The 20,614-nt window shown below is 46.1% G+C and carries 19 protein-coding genes; 14 read left to right on the top strand and 5 right to left on the bottom strand.

Annotation, left to right across the window (positions count from 1 at the left end; all coding sequences use genetic code 11):
* Positions 1-3 precede the first annotated feature (3 nt).
* The 3 genes from mpl to GTQ48_RS10240 are packed head-to-tail and all read left to right on the top strand — an operon-like array spanning position 4 to position 2,813.
* A complete protein-coding gene (gene mpl, locus GTQ48_RS10250) occupies positions 4-1,356 on the top strand; it encodes a UDP-N-acetylmuramate:L-alanyl-gamma-D-glutamyl-meso-diaminopimelate ligase (protein ID WP_163106601.1) in 1,353 nt (450 codons plus the stop codon).
* A 12-nt stretch (positions 1,357-1,368) separates the two neighbouring features.
* Complete coding sequence (locus GTQ48_RS10245) at positions 1,369-2,001, top strand: flavin prenyltransferase UbiX (RefSeq protein ID WP_163106600.1); 633 nt, start codon at positions 1,369-1,371, stop codon at positions 1,999-2,001.
* 2 nt (positions 2,002-2,003) lie between these two features.
* The gene (locus GTQ48_RS10240) at positions 2,004-2,813 is read left to right on the top strand and encodes a S1/P1 nuclease (RefSeq protein WP_163106599.1); all 810 of its coding nucleotides are present in this window, start codon (positions 2,004-2,006) and stop codon (positions 2,811-2,813) included.
* 142 nt (positions 2,814-2,955) lie between these two features.
* Here the strand turns inward: GTQ48_RS10240 and rraA are convergent, their stop codons facing one another.
* Positions 2,956-3,441: a ribonuclease E activity regulator RraA gene (rraA, locus tag GTQ48_RS10235; protein WP_163106598.1), complete on the bottom strand. Its 486-nt coding sequence runs from the start codon at positions 3,439-3,441 to the stop codon at positions 2,956-2,958.
* 385 nt (positions 3,442-3,826) lie between these two features.
* Here rraA and GTQ48_RS10230 point away from each other — a divergent pair, with 385 nt between their 5' ends.
* The 8 genes from GTQ48_RS10230 (at position 3,827) to GTQ48_RS10195 (ending at position 10,296) form a co-directional block, all read left to right on the top strand.
* Positions 3,827-4,339 (top strand): phosphatase PAP2 family protein, encoded by a 513-nt coding sequence (locus tag GTQ48_RS10230; protein WP_032094637.1) that lies wholly within the window; start codon positions 3,827-3,829, stop codon positions 4,337-4,339.
* A 1-nt stretch (position 4,340) separates the two neighbouring features.
* Positions 4,341-5,408: an MJ1255/VC2487 family glycosyltransferase gene (locus tag GTQ48_RS10225; RefSeq protein ID WP_163106597.1), complete on the top strand. Its 1,068-nt coding sequence runs from the start codon at positions 4,341-4,343 to the stop codon at positions 5,406-5,408.
* Positions 5,409-5,460: 52 nt separating this feature from the next.
* Positions 5,461-5,739 carry an LPS translocon maturation chaperone LptM gene (gene lptM, locus GTQ48_RS10220; protein WP_239060072.1) on the top strand — a complete coding sequence of 93 codons (279 nt, stop codon included), beginning with the start codon at positions 5,461-5,463 and terminating at the stop codon, positions 5,737-5,739.
* Positions 5,739-6,989 (top strand): diaminopimelate decarboxylase, encoded by a 1,251-nt coding sequence (lysA, locus tag GTQ48_RS10215; protein ID WP_163106596.1) that lies wholly within the window; start codon positions 5,739-5,741, stop codon positions 6,987-6,989. The genes lptM and lysA overlap by 1 nt, the downstream gene beginning before the upstream one ends.
* 35 nt (positions 6,990-7,024) lie before the next feature.
* Positions 7,025-7,855 (top strand): diaminopimelate epimerase, encoded by an 831-nt coding sequence (gene dapF, locus GTQ48_RS10210; RefSeq protein WP_163106595.1) that lies wholly within the window; start codon positions 7,025-7,027, stop codon positions 7,853-7,855.
* Entirely contained in the window at positions 7,852-8,547 is a 696-nt protein-coding gene (locus GTQ48_RS10205; RefSeq protein WP_032094641.1) for a DUF484 family protein, read from the top strand. Before dapF ends, GTQ48_RS10205 begins: the two co-directional genes overlap by 4 nt.
* A gap of 62 nt (positions 8,548-8,609) precedes the next feature.
* Positions 8,610-9,512 carry a tyrosine recombinase XerC gene (gene xerC, locus GTQ48_RS10200; RefSeq protein ID WP_420837603.1) on the top strand — a complete coding sequence of 301 codons (903 nt, stop codon included), beginning with the start codon at positions 8,610-8,612 and terminating at the stop codon, positions 9,510-9,512.
* Between the two features lie 40 nt (positions 9,513-9,552).
* On the top strand, positions 9,553-10,296 hold the full coding sequence (locus GTQ48_RS10195; RefSeq protein ID WP_163106594.1) for an HAD-IA family hydrolase: 744 nt from the start codon (positions 9,553-9,555) through the stop codon (positions 10,294-10,296).
* A 229-nt stretch (positions 10,297-10,525) separates the two neighbouring features.
* Here GTQ48_RS10195 and cysE read toward each other — a convergent pair whose 3' ends face one another.
* Positions 10,526-11,326: a serine O-acetyltransferase gene (cysE, locus tag GTQ48_RS10190; RefSeq protein ID WP_163106593.1), complete on the bottom strand. Its 801-nt coding sequence runs from the start codon at positions 11,324-11,326 to the stop codon at positions 10,526-10,528.
* 331 nt (positions 11,327-11,657) lie between these two features.
* Between cysE and uvrD the strand changes: the two genes are divergently transcribed.
* On the top strand, positions 11,658-13,829 hold the full coding sequence (gene uvrD, locus GTQ48_RS10185; RefSeq protein ID WP_163106592.1) for a DNA helicase II: 2,172 nt from the start codon (positions 11,658-11,660) through the stop codon (positions 13,827-13,829).
* 40 nt (positions 13,830-13,869) lie between these two features.
* Entirely contained in the window at positions 13,870-15,132 is a 1,263-nt protein-coding gene (locus GTQ48_RS10180) for a GGDEF domain-containing response regulator (protein WP_163106591.1), read from the top strand.
* Between the two features lie 77 nt (positions 15,133-15,209).
* On the opposite strand, the gene rarD is transcribed toward GTQ48_RS10180, so the two are convergent.
* Complete coding sequence (rarD, locus tag GTQ48_RS10175; RefSeq protein WP_163106590.1) at positions 15,210-16,172, bottom strand: EamA family transporter RarD; 963 nt, start codon at positions 16,170-16,172, stop codon at positions 15,210-15,212.
* 180 nt (positions 16,173-16,352) lie between these two features.
* Positions 16,353-17,690, bottom strand: coding sequence for a magnesium transporter (locus tag GTQ48_RS10170; protein ID WP_163106589.1), 1,338 nt, complete (start codon positions 17,688-17,690; stop codon positions 16,353-16,355).
* A gap of 242 nt (positions 17,691-17,932) precedes the next feature.
* On the opposite strand from GTQ48_RS10170, the gene recQ reads away from it, so the two are divergent.
* Complete coding sequence (gene recQ / locus GTQ48_RS10165) at positions 17,933-19,771, top strand: DNA helicase RecQ (RefSeq protein ID WP_163106588.1); 1,839 nt, start codon at positions 17,933-17,935, stop codon at positions 19,769-19,771.
* A gap of 1 nt (position 19,772) precedes the next feature.
* On the opposite strand, the gene GTQ48_RS10160 is transcribed toward recQ, so the two are convergent.
* Entirely contained in the window at positions 19,773-20,441 is a 669-nt protein-coding gene (locus tag GTQ48_RS10160) for a glutathione S-transferase (protein WP_163106587.1), read from the bottom strand.
* Positions 20,442-20,614: the final 173 nt, after the last annotated feature.

The raw sequence follows: 20,614 nt of genomic DNA, 5'->3' as shown, positions 1-20,614 counted from the left end.
GCTATGCACGTACATATTTTGGGTATCTGCGGAAGTTTTATGGGCGGCATTGCAGCCATCGCTAAGTCACTTGGACACAAAGTGACAGGGTCTGATAGCAATGTTTATCCCCCCATGAGCACCCAGTTAGAGGCTTTGGGAATAGAACTCACCGAAGGGTTTGACGAAAGCCAGTTTTCGCCAACGCCTGATATCGTTATTATTGGCAACGCCTTGTCTCGCGGCAATCCGGCCGTAGAGTATGTGCTAAGCCGTAACCTAGCCTATACCAGCGGGCCTCAGTGGCTGCTAGATAACCTGTTAAAAGATAGATGGGTTATTGGCTTATCGGGCACCCATGGTAAAACAACCACCAGCAGCATGGTGGCATGGATATTAGACTATACGGGGCTAAACCCTGGCTACCTTATTGGTGGCGTTCCTGAAAATTTTGGCGTTTCAGCACGCATTGGCGATGGGCCATTCTTTGTCATTGAAGCCGATGAATACGACAGCGCGTTTTTCGACAAACGTTCTAAATTTGTACACTACCGCCCAAAAACACTGGTCATTAATAATTTAGAGTTTGATCACGCAGATATCTTTCCTAACTTGGCCGCCATACAAACCCAATTTCATCACTTAATTAGAATGGTGCCAGAAAATGGCTTAATTCTTTCACCGAGTGACGTCCCCGCTATTGAAGAAACCTTAGCACAAGGTTGTTGGTCGTCTCGTCAGTGTTTAGGTAAAGAATGGTCTAGTCAATTACTGAACAAAGACGGCAGTCAATTTGATGTTATCCATAATGGTGACACCAAAGGTACCGTAACATGGTCGCTTCTCGGTCAGCACAATGTGGACAATGGCCTTATGGCCATTGCCGCTGCTCACCATGCTGGCGTAACGCTACCTGATGCAATTGAAGCCCTCGCCCATTTTAAAAATGTAAAGCGTAGAATGGAGATTAAGGGCGTGGTGAATAACATCACGGTATACGATGACTTTGCTCACCACCCTACCGCCATAGCAACCACCCTTGAAGGGCTTCGCAATAAAGTAGGCAATGCGCGAATTCATGCCGTATTAGAACCCCGCTCTAACACGATGAAAATGGGCATTCACAAAGACACGCTAGCAAATTCGTGGCAGCAAGCCGACGAGGTATACTTATACGAGCCCAAAGAAATGGGATGGTCGTTAAAAGAAGCTGCGGCCCAAAGCCCCGTTTCCTCACAGTGTTTTAATGAGGTAGAACCGATCGTTCAACTCCTAGCTAACGTAGCACTGCCAGGCGATCATATTCTCATTATGAGCAATGGTGGTTTCGACGGTATTCACGGGCGTTTATTAGATGCGCTTAGTAAAAAAATATAACAAGGCCAACACATGAAACATGACAAGCAAGTCACTCTTGCTATTACCGGCGCGTCTGGCGCACCGTATGCACTTACATTGCTGCAATCACTCGTTAGCGCCGACTACCAAGTTTACGTGCTTATCTCATCTGCGGCTAAAGTGGTATTCGCTACCGAAGAAAATGTAAAAATTCCTTCGCGCCCTGAAGATGCAGCGGCATTTTTTACAGAGCACTGTGGCGGCAAACCTGGCCAAATTAAGGTATTCGGGAAAGAAGAGTGGTTTTCTCCGGTTGCGTCGGGCTCGGCGGCGCCGGCTAAAATGGTTGTGTGCCCTTGCTCTACCGGCACCTTATCGGCTATCTCCATTGGGGCGAGTGATAATCTTCTTGAGCGGGCAGCCGACGTCGTACTCAAAGAGCGAGGCCAACTTATTTTAGTCCCCCGTGAAATGCCGCTTTCCTCTATTCACCTAGAAAATATGTTAAAACTGTCACAAATGGGTGCCACAATAATGCCAGCAGCTCCCGGCTTCTATCACAATCCTAAAACGATTGATGATCTGGTAGACTTTGTCGTGGCTCGAATTCTAGACCACTTAGGTATAGAACAATCATTGGTTGCTCGGTGGGGCTACCAATCGTCAAAACATTCAGAGGAATAACTATGTTTGCATTTGCAAATAGGACTTGCGCAGTGGCATTAAGCACACTGATAACAATGTGCATTGCTTCACCCGCTTTTGGTTGGGGTCAAACGGGTCACCGAGTAACGGGCGCTATTGCCGAACAGTATTTAAGCCCGCTGTCGCAAGCGGCACTCATGGATTTACTACCCCATGGCTCCCTTGCCGAAGCCTCAACCCATGCCGATGAAATGCGCTCAAACCCCAGTGAGTTTTGGCAAAAAACCGCTAACCCTTGGCACTATGTGACTGTACCTGAAGGTAAACGCTATGTTGAAGTAGGTGCACCAAAGCAAGGCGACGCGTTTAGTGCACTGAGCGATTTTACTAAAACCTTGAAAAGCGAAACAGCGAGTGATGATGAAAAACGACTGGCTCTTCGTTTTATCGTACACATCATTGGAGACCTGCATCAGCCGCTTCATGCTGGCAATGGCACCGATCGCGGTGGCAACGATGTAAAGGTTCGCTTTTTCTGGCAAGACTCTAACCTGCACCGCGTGTGGGACTCACAAATGTTAGACCAGCGCGCGCTGTCTTACACCGAGTGGACATCATGGTTAACTGAGCAAATTACCGCAGAAGATATTCGTAACTGGGCAACAACCGATCCTTACGTATGGATTGAAGAGAGCGCCGACATTCGCGACACTATTTATCCTATTGATGCCAATAAAATGAGTTACGACTACTTATACAATCACCTGCCAACGGCTAAACGTCGTCTGCAAATGGCGGGAATACGCATTGCCATGTACTTAAACGCTGTATTTGAAGACGCAAACACATAATCAGTAACGCAAGGGCGTGATGTCCTTATCGAATAAGCCGAACTAGTACAAAATAAAAAACGGAGGCCTAGGCCTCCGTCTTTTTATTTTGTACTCAATTCACTTTTTTAGTTCGCTTTTGAATTCACTTTGAGCTTACGCTTTAATCTACGTCTAGCGGCTCTGGTGACAAGATAACCCCAGTGCTATCAGCGTAAAGGTGATCTTCTGGTAGGAAAGTCACACCACCAAAATTAACTGGAATATCGACATCACCCACGCTTTCAGCGTCGGCATTCACTGGGATAGCAGCCACCGCCAACACGCCAATATCTAATTCAGCAAGGCTGTCTATTTCTCTTACACTGCCATAGCACACCACGCCTTCCCAATCATTATCTATAGCGGTTTGTGCCGATGTAGCGTCAAACAGTGCACGACGAGCGGAACCACCACCATCAATTAGCAGCACTTTACCTGCTCCAGGCTGGGCTAAAACGCGGTCGATAAGGCCACGGTCTTCAAAGCACTTAATTGTTGTGATTTCACCACCAAATGAATAACGCCCACCAAAGCTCGCAAAAATTGGGTCTACGACATCCACGCTATCAGCAAACAAGTCGCATAATTCTGAAGTGTTGTATTCCATGGCCCTGCCTTACATTAGTTAATTTGTGTGAAAAGTCACAACGCACTGTATTTCACTAGCATAGCACTAAATTACACGTTGAAAACGCTTGTTTTCATCACTTGATTGAAATTCATTGTGTGTTGCGATTATCGGAAAAAACAACAAGATTGAGCACAGATCTTGCAGTTTTTAGTCAAAACGTAGATACAATTTTTAGCCTTAACTAATACGGCTTAAGCGAAAAGCCACCCGTGCCTCTTTGCAAGGCTGTGGTGAAACGAGACGCTAGACTCACTTGACGTGTTGGCATTTGTAAAAAATGTTTCTTCATACTGTCACCTATTGGTCACAGAACCTAACTAACGTGTGCGATAAGTAACCAACAGAGGACAAGGTTATAATTATGAAATCCTTGACCAAGTACGATACTGACTTATTTTACCGCCTATACAAATTGACGCAAAAAAGAGACTGTCGTTCCATCATTTGGTTATCAAAAACCGGCGATGGTTACCTCTATCTGGTTGTGGGAATGTTGCTTTGGGCATTTGAGCCTGAACACGGTGAAATTTTCCTCTACACAGCCCTTATGGCATATGCATTAGAGCTGCCCATTTATTTATTGTTGAAGAAAACCTTAAAACGTCCTCGACCTTGCGATTTCCTGACTAATTTTAAAGCCCATATTACGCCTTCAGATAAGTTTTCGCTGCCTTCTGGCCATACGGCTGCGGCATGGCTAATGGCGTGCATAGTGGCTCATTTTTACCCGTCTTTTTCGGTTGTGGTTTACGGATGGGCTTCACTCATCGGGTTATCCCGAGTGCTGCTTGGCGTACATTATCCTTCTGATGTTGTTGCAGGGGCTTTACTAGGAATTGCCATCGCGTTCCTCAGTACTCCTATATTGGTGTGATATGAAAATACTTTACGGTGTGCAGGGCACAGGCAATGGGCACATTGCTCGAGCGAGAATTATGGCTGCTGCATTTGCAGAGCGAAGTGACATTGATGTGGACTTTGTATTTACAGGGCGAGCACCGGAAAAATATTTTGATATGGATGTGTTCGGTCACTACAGAACACTGTGCGGATTAAGCTTTATCTACAAAGACGGTAAAGTCAAAAAATGGGACACGGTACGCCAAGCGAATGTTAGGCAGTTTATTCATGACGTAAAGCAGTTTGATGCTAGTCAATACGACTTACTTATTAACGACTTTGAGCCTGTAACCGCCTGGGCTGCAAAGCGCCAAGGATTACCCTCCATATCTATCAGCCACCAAGCGGCCTTTGCGTATGATGTGCCCAAGCGGGGTAACTCGCTATTTGATACCGCTTTAATGAAAATCTTTGCGCCAACCCAGCAGAAAATTGGAGTTCACTGGTATCATTTTAACCAACCTATCATTCCTCCCTTTGTGGTTGATAAGCCTATCGCCCATGCAAAAAACAGCCATATATTGGTTTATCTCCCCTTTGAAAATATTAATGACATAAGGGATATGCTTGAGCCGCTGGCCGACCAAACCTTTCTTTGCTTTCACCCAGATATAGAACAGGCCCACACTCAGGGGCACATTCAGTGGAATCCCACCTCTAAAGTGCATTTCCACAAAGCCTTACAAAACTGTAATGGGGTAGTAGCCAACGGCGGGTTTGAGCTTTCAAGTGAAGCGCTGCAGCTAGGCAAAAAGTTACTTATTAAGCCATTGCACGGGCAGTTTGAGCAGTTATCGAATGTGTTTATGCTTGATAGCCTTAACTTGTGCCAGCCTTTGTTTCAGCTAGACACCGATATTCTAGAAGAATGGCTGACGTCTGAAGATATCGAGCCAATCACCTTCCCAGATAATGCGAATTTGCTTATTGATTGGATCAAACAAGGCAACTACACAGATACAAAAACGCTTTGTGAAACCCTTTGGAAAAACGTCCACTATGGAGATAAAACGAGAGAACGTTTATTGTCTCTTGCAATTTAATACCGCAATGCGATGATAGCGGCATTTATCGTATTCTTAGCGGGATTTTTTTGTGCTTAATAAGTTGGCTGTTTTTCTGCTTACCCTCACCGCATTAAACGGTTGTGGCTATAAAGGTGCGTTGTATCTACCCGACGCACCGCCGCAAAACTCGCCTCCACCTTCAGACGTTTCATCTGACGCTTCTTTTGATGCTTCTGATAGTAAGGAAAAGCAAGCGTACAACAGCCAAAACACAGTATCTCATTTTGTGTCTGGCTCAGCGCCTAAAACTCCCGTCATGAATACGCCCATGATTGCACCTATTACCAAATTTGGAGACTCTAACTAGTGGATTACTTTGCCTACAAGCAAGGTCAGCTTTTCGCTGAAGACGTTGCCGTTGCCGATATTGCCGCTCAACACGGAACCCCCGTTTATATCTACTCACGGGCTACGCTAGAGCGCCATTGGCATGCATTCAATGACGCCATAGGCGAGCATCCTCACCTTATCTGCTATGCGGTAAAGGCAAATTCAAACATTGGCGTACTTAGCGTATTAGCAAAGCTAGGGTCAGGTTTTGACATTGTGTCTGCAGGTGAACTAGCCAGAGTGATTGAAGCCGGCGGCAGTGCCAGTAAAGTGGTATTTTCAGGCGTGGGTAAAAAACACGATGAAATTCGCTACGCGCTTCAACAAGGCATCATGTGTTTTAACGTAGAATCAGAGCCCGAACTACACCGTATCAATGAAGTAGCCGGCGAGCTAGGTGTAAAAGCGCCTATTTCTTTGCGCATAAACCCTGATGTAGATGCGAAAACTCATCCGTATATTTCTACAGGGCTAAAGGCCAATAAATTTGGTATTGCCCGCGAAAACGCCCTCGCTACCTATGAGTTAGCAGCATCACTGCCACACTTAAATGTAGTAGGAATGGACTGCCATATTGGCTCACAGCTAACAGAGATTGGTCCCTTTGTAGATGCATTAGAGCGCTTGCTGGTCTTAATTGATGAGCTAGCCGAACGCAATATCATTATTGAGCATTTAGATGTAGGCGGCGGCTTAGGCGTTACTTACAACGATGAGCTACCTCCGCACCCTAAAGAATATGCTGAAGCGATGGCTGAAAAAATGGTAGGTCGAGAGTCGTTAAAACTTATTCTTGAGCCTGGCCGTGCTATTGCCGCAAACGCAGGTATTTTGGTGACAGAAGTTGAGTTTATTAAACAAGGCGAAGAGAAAAACTTTGCCATTGTTGATGCTGCAATGAACGACTTGCTTCGCCCGGCACTTTATTCAGCATGGCAAAATATTATTCCGGTCGACGAAAATAGCGACGCTGTACCAAGTACCTATGATGTGGTGGGTCCGGTATGTGAAACCGGCGATTTTATTGGAAAAGACAGAATTTTATCCATAAAACCCACCGATTTATTGGCGGTTCGCAGTGCTGGAGCTTACGGCTTTGTAATGGCCTCAAACTACAACAGTCGCTGTCGCCCAGCCGAAATTATGGCTGATGGCGATACCGCCATTGTGGTGCGTGAGCGAGAAATTCAAAAAGATCTCTGGAAAGGTGAGCACAAACTTCCGTAAACTAGAGACAATTATAAGATAAAGATGCACCGTTAATGCAGGTTCAATTTTCTAAAATGCACGGTTTGGGTAACGATTTCATGGTGATTGATAACGTTACCCAGAATGTGTTTTTCTCAAAAGATAAAATAAAACAGCTGGCCGACCGGAACTTCGGTATTGGCTTCGACCAACTATTGATGGTTGAGCCTCCTTATGACCCAGAGCAAGACTTCCACTATCGCATCTTTAATGCAGACGGTTCGGAAGTGGAGCAGTGTGGTAACGGCGCGCGGTGTTTTGCGCGTTTTGTAAAACAACATGGCCTTATTAACCGCAACAAAATTGTGGTAAGCACCAAAGCCGGAAAAATGGTGCTGTATCTCGAAAAAGATGGTCAGGTTACCGTTAATATGGGTAAGCCCATGTTTGAGCCAGCATCTGTTCCTTTAAAAGCGAATAAGCAAGAAAATACCTACATTTTACGAGTAGGTGAGAAAACCTTATTTATTGGCGCCGCTTCAATGGGCAACCCCCATTGTGTAATGGAAGTCGATGATGTTGATACCGCCGCCGTACATGAAATTGGCCCACTGGTAGAGCGACACGAGCGTTTTCCTGAAGGTGTGAATGTTGGTTTTATGCAGGTTATCAACGAGTCGCATATTAAACTTCGTGTATTTGAACGTGGCTCAGGTGAAACCTTGGCCTGTGGTAGCGGCGCATGCGCGACAGTTGCAATTGGTCAAATACAAGGTAAATTAGGAACCGATGTGCGGGTAGATTTGCCCGGAGGCAGTTTACGTATTCGCTGGCCAGGCCCAGATAGCGTGATGAAAATGACTGGACCTGCTGAACACGTATATGACGGACAGATAATGATATGAGCGAATTACTAGGGCAATCTAACGCAACTCAAATTATTGAGCCCTTTACAGACACCTCTGCACTAACCCCAGCGCAGGTGCGTGACTATTTGTTAGAAAACCCTGAGCTCTTTGTGCAATACCCCGAGCTTCTCGAGAAAATAAACCTTCCCCATGAACAAAAAGGAAGTGTTTCTCTGGTAGAAATTCAAAGTGAACAGCTTAGAAAAAAAGTACGTCAGCTTAACTTCAAGCTTAACCAGTTGGTTTCTATTGCTAAGCAAAATGAAAAAATATACCGCGTTTACACCGATTTAAATGTTCAGTTGCTTCGCTGTGAAAGTGTTGCAGAAGTGCAGTTTACGCTTGAAGACGTGTTGCAAGAACGTCTTCAGTTATCTTCTGCGGTTATCAAAAGCTTCAAAGGCCCTCACGCCATTCCAGAGCTACAGCAGCGTTTGTTCACAGAAAAGCGCTTTAAAGAATCTAATTTCTTCTTCGGACGACTTTCTCAACACGAAAGACAGCTGTTGTTTGGTGAAAGCAGCGCCGAATCAGTTGCACTAATGCTGCTTGGCGACAACCGCGAACTAGGCATATTGGGAATAAGCAGTAACGATGCCAGCCATTTCACGCCTGAGATGGATACCTTGTTACTTCAACAGCTTCAGCAAGTACTCAACATTATATTGCCAGAGATGATGGGGTATTAGCCCCCGTGCCGGACGATTATCACGCTAGCTCAGGTGACATCCAGCCTGGTTCTAACGAGGCCATTTTAAGCGATGCCTGTCAGCACTGGCTTGATAAGTTTTTGCTACACCTTCAAGTAGAGCGCGGCTTGTCTACTCACACCGTAAAAAATTATCAACGACAACTCACTGAAGTGGCAAAGCTGCTTGGCTTATTTGAATGGTCAGGGCTAACCCCAAGCGATATTAAACGCGTTATGGCCGACTCAAAAATGTCGGGGCACAGCGCTCGCAGCATCGCGCTTAGACTTTCTGCGCTTCGCACCTTCTGCCGCTATTTAATTGAGCAGAAACAGCTTTTCAGCAACCCCTTAGAGGGTATCCATGCGCCTAAGCAAGGAAAACCCTTACCTAAACAGTTAAGCGTTGATGAAATGCAGCAATTGCTTACTGCTCGGCCATCAAGTGATGACGACGAGGGAATGCAGCTTCGCGATAACGCCATGTTTGAATTGATGTACGGCTGCGGATTGCGATTAAACGAGCTTACCGGCCTTGATCTCGCCGACTGTTTGAAAGACGGCACAGTGAGAGTAACCGGTAAAGGTAGCAAACAACGCATTTTGCCCTTAGGTCGCCACGCTCAAAAAGCCCTAAACGCCTGGTTAAAAGTAAGGCCGGCCCTTGCCTCGCCTTATGAGAGAGCGGTGTTTGTTAGCAAGCGAAAAACGCGGATATCTAACCGCCAAGTTGCCAATCGTCTTGATAGAATGGCCCAAGAGCAATCTATATCCCAAAAAGTAAGCCCCCATAAATTGCGCCATTCCTTTGCAACCCACGTACTAGAGTCGAGTGGTGATTTACGAGCGGTTCAAGAGTTACTTGGGCACGCCAACTTGTCGACAACGCAGGTATATACCCACCTCGACTTTCAACATCTCGCTAATGTTTATGATGCAGCCCATCCGCGGGCACATAAAAAGTAAACACGACATTTAAACGCGACACATTAAGGCCCGCTAGTTTATGCAGTTTTACAGACCCCTTAACGAAGTAAAGGCCATGACCTTTGACCTCGATGACACCCTATACAATAACGAACCCGTTATTCGGCAAGCCGAAGCTGCCCTAGCCGCCCATTTAAAAGCCCATCACAGTGACGCCGCGGCGCTTAGCCCTCGCGACTGGTACCTACTTAAGCAAGCTGCCGTTAATCTAGACGGTCGCTTAGCCTCTGACATGGGGCAACTGCGCAAGGTGATATTAACGGCAGCGCTTTCTGGCAAAACTGCAAAAACGCTTTCTGTAGAAATACCGAAGGATGAAGAGTTAAATAGCGCTGTGGATGCATGCTTTAATTGTTTTTACGATGCGAGAAGTGATTTAACCTTAGATGATGAGGTGCACAACGTACTCAAACTGCTGAGTGATAATATGCCCCTTGTTGGCATAACCAACGGTAATGTCAACGCCGATAAAATAGGCATCACGCCCTATTTTGAGACTATTTTGCATGCCAGTACAACTAGGCCGATGAAACCTGCACCGGATATGTTTAACGAAGCAGCCGCAATATTAGATATTCCTGCCGGCAACATATTGCATGTGGGCGATAACATTATTAAGGATGTACTGGGGGCAATAAATGCTCAATTTCAGGCAGCTTGGTTTGCCTGCAACAGGCCAATGGCGCTGCGAAACGAGCCTGTTTCGGTGCTGCCACATGTATCGCTATGCACATTGTCAGAACTCGCTCACTTTTGTCGTTAATAGGTAAAGCAGCCTAACGTTTTTTCTAAAACCATGCGCTATAAGCAAGGTGCTATACGCAGGGAGTTTTAAGTAGGGCACTTTAATTAGAGAGCTTTAATTAGGGAGCTTTAAAAAAAAGAGCACAGTCCCGTAAGCTTAGCGAATTGCTTAAACTTGGGACTGAAATTAAAGGCTGGGGGCTGAGTTTAAAAACTAAAAACTCGACTTGAATGCCTAAACATATTGTTTAGACATTATCCTCAAGCACGTTTTGCTGCATAGACTCGCAAGGGTGTTGACACACTGGGCGGCCCACCACTTTTGCCGGCACGCCAACTACGGTGACATGGGGAGGTACGTCGTTTAGCACCACGCTTCCTGCGCCAACTTTCGACCCTTCGCCCACTTCAATATTGCCTAGAATTTTAGCCCCTGCTCCCACTAAAACGCCTTGGCGAATTTTAGGGTGACGATCGCCAGACTCGTTGCCGGTTCCGCCTAACGTAACGCTTTGTAGCAAGGACACGTTATCCTCAACTACAGCGGTCTCACCAATAACGATACCTGTCGCATGGTCAAACATCACGCCTTTACCAATTTTCGCAGCCGGATGAATATCAACACTAAAGCTAGCTGAATTGCGGCTTTGAAGAAAAAGAGCAAGCTGATGACGACCGTGCATCCATAAATAATGCGCCATACGATGAACTTGAACAGCGTGAAAACCTTTAAAATGAAGCAGCGGCGTTAAGAAGTCGCCTACCGCCGCATCACGCGCTTTAATAGCTAAAATGTCTGCCGTTGCCGCTTCACTTATTCCAGGCTCTAACAAGTAAGCCTCATCAAATACCTCACGAATAGCGAGAGCAGGCATCACGTCGTCTGCCATTTTATTGGAAAGAATAAAGCTCAAGCACGATTCAAAGTTATGATGCGCCAATACACTTGCATGAACATAGCTTGATAATAACGGTTCATTATCTGCAACAACTTTTGCTTCTTGTTTCAAAGTAGACCAAAAATCGATGGGCGTAGAGGTAACAGACATAGCATTTCCCGTTGGTGTTTATCTTAGGCGCAGTGATATCGAATAGCGAAGCGTAAACGGTAGAGTTTACCTGAGATTGACGAATTGCAATATGACAGTGATACCTGCCGGCAGTCGATTTCGATCAACTTAGCTAAACAATTTATTATTAGTTATTCCATTAGGTTTTTTTCTGTCAATTTTCACCTTCCGCTTCACAAAAGTCCCAACAGTACTTGCACGCCTATTGAAGACATAAGAAGCCAAAACTTGACTGTATAAATTAACAGGCAGCTGGCATAATAGCCACGCTTTTCATTTGTGAATAAAATAAGATAACAGGTGCCACACTATGGATGTATCCAGACTGCTAGACGAGCTTAACGACAAACAACGTGAGGCTGTAGCAGCACCGCTCTCAAACGCGCTGGTATTAGCAGGCGCTGGTAGTGGCAAAACCCGCGTACTCGTTCACCGCATAGCGTGGTTGATGGAAGTCGAAAACATCGCGCCTTTCTCGATTTTAGCCGTTACGTTCACAAATAAAGCCGCTAAAGAGATGCGCGGTCGTATAGAGTCGCTCATGGGAAAGAGCCTGCACAACATGTGGATTGGCACGTTCCACGGGTTAGCCCACCGCCTGTTGCGCGCTCACCACGGTGAAGCACGACTGCCAGAGAATTTTCAAATCATTGACTCTGACGATCAGTATCGCCTAATTCGTCGAATTTTAAAGGCCATGAATTTAGACGAAAAGCACTATCCACCTCGCCAAATTCAATGGTATATCAACGGTAACAAAGACGAAGGACTTCGCCCTCAGCACATTGAAACCTTCGACGACCCTATTCAAAAAACCATGCGCGAAGTGTATACCGCTTATCAAGATGCCTGCGATCGCTCAGGCCTTGTAGACTTTGCTGAATTACTGCTGCGCGCTCATGAACTGTGGGCCAAAAACCCTGAAGTATTAGCCCACTACCAGCGTCGTTTTCGCGCGGTGTTAGTTGACGAATTTCAAGATACCAACAACATTCAATACGCTTGGTTACGCATGCTGAGCAGCGGCGATAATAACAATATTATGATTGTGGGCGACGACGACCAATCTATATACGGTTGGCGTGGCGCGAATGTAGACAACATTCAGCACTTTCTAAAAGACTTTGAATCACCAGCAACCATTCGCCTAGAGCAAAACTATCGCTCTACGGGCAACATACTGAAAGCGGCCAATACCGTTATCGATAACAACACAGGTCGTTTAGGTAAAGAGCTTTGGACTGAAGATAGTCAAGGTGAGCCCATTTCGGTGTATGCGGGCTTCAACGAGCTGGATGAAGCTCGTTTTATTGTGTCGAAAATCAAAGACTGGCTTAACCAAGGTAATGCACTTAGCGATACCGCCATTTTATATCGAAACAACGCCCAATCTCGTGTGCTGGAAGAAGCATTGCTTCACGAAGGGCTGGCCTACCGTATATATGGCGGCCTGCGCTTCTTCGAACGCCAAGAAATAAGAGATGCGCTAGGCTATATGCGCATGGTAAGTCACCCTCACGACGACGCTGCCTTTGAGCGTGTGGTGAATACACCAAGTCGTGGCATTGGTGAGAAGACCTTGTCTCAAGTTCGCGACGCTGCCAGAACCCACAACTGTTCTATGTGGCAAGCAAGCCAACTGCTGATTAACGAAGCCTCATTAAAGGGACGGGCTCTAAATGCTATTCAAAGCTTCGTGTTACTTATTACCGAGCTCGAGCAATCTACCGTTGACGATCCTTTAGAACAACAGGCAGACAAAGCTATTCGCCAGTCTGGGCTGTACGCCATGTACCAGTCTGAGCGCGGTGAGAAAGCGCAAGCCCGTTTAGAAAACTTGGAAGAACTGGTTACTGCGTGCAAAACCTTTATTGTGCCCGATGAAGCAGAAGAAATGACGCCACTGGCGGCCTTTTTAGCTCACGCGTCGCTTGAGGCAGGCGACACCCAAGCCGATAAAGATCAAGATGCAGTGCAAATGATGACTATCCACACAGCGAAAGGCTTAGAGTTTCCTTTGGTATTTTTGGCAGGTGTTGAAGAAGGCATGTTCCCCAGCCAAATGACCAATGATGAGCCTGGACGAATGGAAGAAGAACGTCGTCTCTGCTATGTTGGAATGACGCGGGCTATGCAAAAGTTGTATATCACTTATGCAGAGAATCGTAGATTATATGGTCAAGACAAATACCACACCGCGTCGCGCTTTATTCGCGAAATGCCAGAGGACTGTATTGAAGAAGTGCGCTTAAAGTCCACTATTTCGCGTCCTGTACACAATCGATTTAATCAGATGACGTCTCATGCGTCGTTTGAAGAAACCGGTTTTAAGCTTGGCGAACGAGTAGTGCACCGCAAGTTTGGTGAAGGTATTGTGCTAAATTATGAAGGTAGTGGCGAGCACGCTCGCGTGCAGGTAAACTTCGATGAGTTTGGCAGTAAATGGTTAGTTCTCGCCTACGCAAAATTGGACAAAGCGTAGTAATTATTCGGCAAGGTAGCCTATATCCAAGTTGGACTATATGCAGCAACATGTGCTGGTCATTGAAAATGGCGACAACAACCTTGAGATTATTTCCAGGCTCGTGAGGCGCGCAGGGCTCACACCTGTGGGCGCCACCTCGCTGACCGAGGGAAGAGCCCGCTTTGCGCAAAACACGCCAGAAACCTTTTTATGTGCCATTGTGGCTTACACATTACCAGACGCACCGAAAGGCGAAGCTATCGACTTTGCCATTGATGCCTATATCCCCACTATTGCCACAACAGAGAGTTTAGACACCTTTACTCGCGACAAAGTACTCGAAAGAAATGTGGTCGACTATATCCCCAAAGAAAACGCACAAAATTACGATTACCTCATTCGCTTAATATCCCGACTTGAAAAGAATAAATCTACCGGCGTAGTAGTAGTAAGTACCAACAGAGTGCAGCGAACGCGAACCTTATCGTTACTTGAGCGTCATAACTTTGTGGTATATGAATGCCTGACCGCCAGTGAGGCCATGACGACACTATCGACACACAAGCACATTCGACTCGTTATTACCGATAATACGCTTCCTGATATGTCCGGTACCGTATTTGTTGCCAGTCTTCGTAAAGCGTTCTCAAAAGAGCAATTGGCGGTTATGGGTATTGCCGGAGGTCATGGCATGCTGATGTCTGCCCACTTTATTAAAAGCGGAGCCAACGACTTTTTGCGCATCCCCTATTGTCATGAAGAGTTTTTGTGCCGTGTAATGCAAAACGTGGAATACATTGAAAGCGTTGAAGCAATAAGGCGCGCTGCAAATACCGATTATTTAACCGGCCTGCCAAATAGAAGACATTTCTTTTATACCGTTACCATGCAGTATCAGCAGTTGTCCGACAACCATGCACTGGCGCTCATTGATTTAGATTTTTTCAAGTCAATTAACGATACTCATGGGCATGACGCTGGAGATGCGGTATTAAAAGTCGTGGCCGCACTCATTGAGTTTTATTTTCCCGACGAAATCATTTCGCGGTTTGGCGGCGAAGAGTTTTGTATTTACCTGCCTAACACACCTTTTGAGCAAGCCTGCGAACGCTTAGATGACTTTAGAAAGGTAGTGGAAAATGAATCTATCGAGCTTCCCAAAGGGACTACCCACGTCACATGCAGCATTGGCATGAGCGGCGCAGTTACCCAGCGTATCGACAGGCTAATCAGCGATGCCGATAAGCAGCTTTATGCAGCCAAAAACAGTGGCCGCAACAAAGTGATGTCTAGCGAGGCGCTACACGCCACCCATCAGTAGCCGCCGTTTTTTCAGCACAGTTTACACCTACGTATCTACGCCCCTGAGCTCTACCTTTCTCATACTACGTGTATACCCTACTTGTCAGGTGTTGACTCAAGTTCAGCTGCCCGAATTTCTGCTGCCTGAAGCGCAGCAGCCCGCGCTTGTATTCGCTGTCTGCGAAAGTTGAATATCGAGTCTGCACTGAATACAGCGAGTGCCAACCATACAAATGCAAAAGTGGTTAGCCTAGCCTCTTCTAACGGTTCGCCGTAGAGATAAACCGCTAAAATAAACATCAGTGTTGGACCAATGTATTGGAAAAACCCTAAGGTGGAATACATGATGCGCCTCGCTGCAGCGGTGAAGCACAATAGCGGCGCTGTAGTTACTATACCGGCGGCGAAGATAAGCAGATTTAAGTCGATGCTATTGTTAAATAAGTTGCTGTATTGAGAGCCATAAAGCACCCAATACCCTATAGCCAGCGGCGATAACATGAGTGTTTCGATAAATAAGCCTGGCAGGGAGTCTACGGCCACCTGCTTACGCAGCAAGCCATACACACTGAAGCTTGATGCCAATACCAGCGCAATCCATGGTATTTCACCATAGGAAAGCACTAAAATACCGACGCCTACTACCGCTAAAATAACCGCCGTTCTCTGCAGATTGCGAAGCCGTTCGCCCAAGAATACCCGTCCTAAAAACACATTAATAAGCGGATTAATGTAATAGCCTAAGCTAGCGTCGAGCAGGTGGTCATTGTTTATGGCCCAAATAAACAGTAACCAATTGGCCCCTAGCAATAGGCCAGCGAAAAAGAGAATGACCATTACCCGCTTATCTTTTAATGCGGAGATCACTTTAGGCCATTGCTTTAGCGCAGCGATAAACCCTACAAGCAGCACCACCGACCAAATGACGCGATGCATTAATATTTCGGCAGCGGGAAGTACCATTAACTGTTTAAAATAAACAGGTGCTACGCCCCACATACTGTAAGCGGCTATCGCACAGATAACGCCCACTTGGGCGGCAGAAGCTGGCTTAGACAATGATAACTCCAAAACGAAATAGGCTATGAGCGCGCTATTGTTTAATACAACGCTATTTTAAACAAGCGCTCTGTTGTGCTTGCGGCCCAAAGTGCCACATATTTGGGTTAAACATCGTTAACCCCGTCGGTGAATATGGCTCAGTGCATTAGAGCATTAGTGCTTTAGAGCATTAGTGCTTTAGAGCAAAAATAATGTACCCAGCCCTAAGAAGGCAACAAAGCCTACAATGTCGGTTACCGTGGTTAAAATAACCGACCCCGACAGCGCAGGATCTATTTTTAATTTATCCAAAATAATCGGCACAAATACACCGGCAATAGCCGCCGCCACGATATTGAATAAAATGGCTAAGCAAATAACCACGCCCAGCATCACATCGGTAAACCAAAAATAGGCAACAATACCAATAACTAAGGCCCATATAACGCCATTAACGCCGCCTACTTTTAGCTCTTTGATCATTAATGCTTTAATATTGGCGGGCGTAACTTGCCCTAATGCCAAACCTCGCACAATAAGCGTTAACGTTTGACTACCCGCAATACCACCCATGCTTGCTACTACTGGCATCAGTACTGCCAGTGCAACTACCTGCTGAAGCGTGCCTTCAAACAGGCCAATAAACCACGACGCCATAAATGCGGTCAGTAAGTTTATACCCAGCCAAAGTGCCCTATTTCTGGCACTTTTCGCCACAGGCGAGAACAAATCTTCGTCTTCATCCATACCTGCTGAGGCCATGACTTGACGCTCATAAAACTCATTCACCAGTTCGCTTGCTGCGGTAATGTCTAATCTGCCAAGCAGGGTATTGTTTTCATCCACCACGGGCAGTGATGCCAGCCCCGAACGCTGCACTATTAGTGATGCATTCATGGCATCGTCGTCGCCTTTAAATGTCGTAATATTTTCTTCTGCAAGAGACAGTAACGCTTTGTCCTCAGTGGCAGAAAACAAGTTGTTAATTTTAACGAGCGCCGCAAACTGCCCCGTTCGATTAACGAGATAAATACTGTCGCAGTGCTGAGGGATGTCTTTTTTCAATAAGCGCAATGCCTCTCTAACTTTGGCGTTTGAAGGCAGCACCAGTTGCTCATGGTTTATCCAGTGACCTATCTGATTATCGGGGAAAAGTGAGGCTTCTCTGAAGTATTTTCGTTCTTTGGAGTCGAGTGACTCGTAGGCCAAATCAACAAGTCGCTTAGGTAAAGAGTCGAGAAGTTCAAGTAAGTCATCGGCATAAATGTCGGCAAAAATGGACGCCCATTCATTGTGCGGCGTATTATCGATAAGAATTTCACGGGGGTCGCTACGCATCTCAACCAACACGTTCAGCTTTTGATCTCGCGGAATTCCCTCCCACACTACTAGCCGTGGCTCTACAGGCAACGATTCTAGCAGCGTAGCAATATATACATTGTCTTGACCACTTAGCGCAGCTAATAGCGACGCAGGGTCATCCGCCATACCTTCGGTAACAATCTCTTCGATTAAATCTGGTAATTGGTCAGCCACACTATACCTCCTGTTGACACATGCTTTTATCAATTCTACAGCCCTTAGATTATCATGTTGCTGCGTATGAAAATATGACGGACTAATTTATACACGCGCTTTTACGTTTTTGTTTATTCACCCTTTCTTAGGCGGTTATGCTTTGTCGCTCTATTTAATGTGAGGGCCTTGCGCTGAATTTTAGTCTAGTTTTTGCAAATGCCCCGTGAAGACAGAGCAAAAAAAGCGTAAAATCCTCAGCTATGACAACTGCATTAGCCACCACAGAATTATCGCCCCACTCTGACAACATCGAATCGCCAGAAAACGTACTCAAAAACGTTTTCGGTTACGGTGAATTTCGCGATGGCCAAGGGGAAGTCATTCACCATGTGTGTAACGGTGGTGACGCACTTGTGCTGCTACCTACCGGCGGTGGAAAGTCGTTGTGTTATCAAATACCCGCATTAGTTCGCGACGGTACCGCCATTGTGGTGTCGCCACTGATATCCCTAATGCAAGATCAGGTAGAGCAGCTTAAAGCCCTTGGTGTGAAGGCTGATTATCTCAACTCCACACTCGACGCTGAAGCTCAGGCCAACATCAACGATGCGCTCATTGCAGGAAAGCTAGATTTACTCTACGTGTCTCCTGAGCGCCTAATGCAGTATGCATTTCAGCAATTACTCAACAGAGCGGAAATTGCCTTATTTGCGATTGATGAAGCCCACTGCGTATCCCATTGGGGCCATGACTTTCGTCAAGATTATCGCGCTTTAGGTAAAATAAAATCTCGTTTTTCACATATTCCCGTTATTGGCTTAACCGCTACTGCAGACACCGCCACTCAAGCCGACATTTTAAATCAGCTCACTTTACATGAGCCGCTAGTGTATAAAGGCAGTTTCGACAGACCCAATATTCGCTACCGCGTTATGTCGAAATACAAAGCCTTCGATCAAGTCGTTAGCTACGTAAAGCAGCAAGAAGGCAGCGGTATTATTTATTGTAATAGCCGAGCCAAAGTTGACGATTTACGCGACAAACTCTTCAGGCTTGGCTTTCGCTGCGCTGCCTATCATGCAGGCATGGATAGCGATGAACGAGAATTGGTGCAGCGTCAGTTCCTCAATGACAAGATTGATATTGTGGTAGCAACAGTGGCCTTTGGCATGGGCATTAACAAGTCTAACGTTCGTTACGTGGTGCATCACGATGTGCCTCGCAGTGTTGAGAGCTATTATCAGGAAACCGGGCGCGCTGGACGAGACGGGCTGGAATCGGAAGCGCTTTTATTGTTCGACGAAAAAGATGCCGCCAGAGTGAGGCAGTGGATTGAACAAGGCGAAAGCGGTGATAGAAATCACATAGAGCTTCAAAAGTTTGCTGCTATGGAAGCCTTTTCAGAAGCGCAAACATGCCGACGACAAGTTTTGCTTAACTACTTTTCTCAGTTTAGCGATAGTGCCTGCGGGAATTGTGATATTTGTTTAGATCCCCCCAAAATGGTGGATGGCCTTGTTATCGCACAAAAAGCCTTATCATGCATTTTGCGCTTATCTCAGCAGGCATCAAGTCAATACGTTATTGATGTTTTACGAGGCAAACAGCTTCGCAGGCTGCAAGAGGCGGGGCATCATCAACTTTCCACTTATGGAATAGGAAAGGACAAATCAGACAGCTATTGGCATAACATTTTGAATCAGCTGGTTCATAAAGGGCTGATACGCGTTGATATTACTGCACATGCGTCACTGCGACTTACAGAGGCCTCGCGCCCTGTACTAAAAGGCGAAGTACCGGTACAGCTTGCAGTACCGCGACTTGAATTTAAGCCTGACAAAAAAGCCAAACAAGCGCCTGCCAATTACGACCGCACCTTATTTACGCGACTTAAGCATTTACGCAAAGTGCTGGCCGAAGAAAACGAAGTGCCGCCGTATGTGGTATTCAGTGACGCGACCTTGGTGGATATGGCGTGTAAGCTGCCCGTCACTCGCAATACCTTGCTTGAAGTAAGCGGTGTTGGGCAAACCAAATTAGAGCGCTACGGCGATGCCTTTATCAAACTTATCGACGACTACATTTCTCGCAACGATTAAACTAAGCGTAGGCGTATTCGCCGCCTTTTTCTAGAGCGCGCTGATAGGCTGGTCTTTCATGTACACGCTTAACGTACCCGCGAATTGCTGTGAAATCATCAGCTCGACCACTCGCAACGAGAGACTCTAACGGGAATATCATTTGTATATCAGCTCCCGTTGGTTCTTCACCTGCAAACCATGTGTTACTAGCAAGGTACGATTCTACATAGCGAAGGCTCTGCGCCAAGTTAGGGCCGTAATACGCATTAATGATTCCATCGACTAACTTGTCTGTGATGGGCTTTATGAAAAACGGTTTAGAGCCTTTCTGACGCGCTTTTTCTAAAACAAGATTAGCCACAAGCGGCGGCATCAAAGACCCTTCGGCAAAGTGAAGCCAAAATAGATAGTCTTGCAACGCTTTGCCCTCTTCAGGCACAGTAAAGCCAGATTCAGCATGATTACGCACTAAATATTCGACGATAGCGCCAGATTCAGCGATGGCACCATGTGGCGTAGTAAGCACCGGTGAACGTCCTAGGGGGTGGACTGCTCGCAGTGAATCGGGCGCCAAATTCGTTTGACTGTCTCGTTCATAAAACGCGATTTTGTATTCAACACCGAGCTCCTCTAGCAACCACAGAATACGCTGAGAGCGAGAGTTATTTAAATGATGTAGTGTTAACATACCCCTTCCTTAATTTGCGTTGTCATAACGCATATAAAAACTATTGTTGTTGTGCTGTAATGTATACATGGATAATCGGCGGCAGGTTTACTTCTAATTAGACCTTTACTTATCGATTTAAGCCGTTGCAAATACTTATCCTTGCAAGTGCTTGAGCTTGCAAGTGTCGTTCA

The organism is Alteromonas genovensis, assembly GCF_010500895.1.
Lineage (GTDB): Bacteria > Pseudomonadota > Gammaproteobacteria > Enterobacterales > Alteromonadaceae > Alteromonas > Alteromonas genovensis.
Note: the sequence above shows the minus strand (reverse complement) of the source record. Positions and strands in the feature narration are given on the sequence as shown.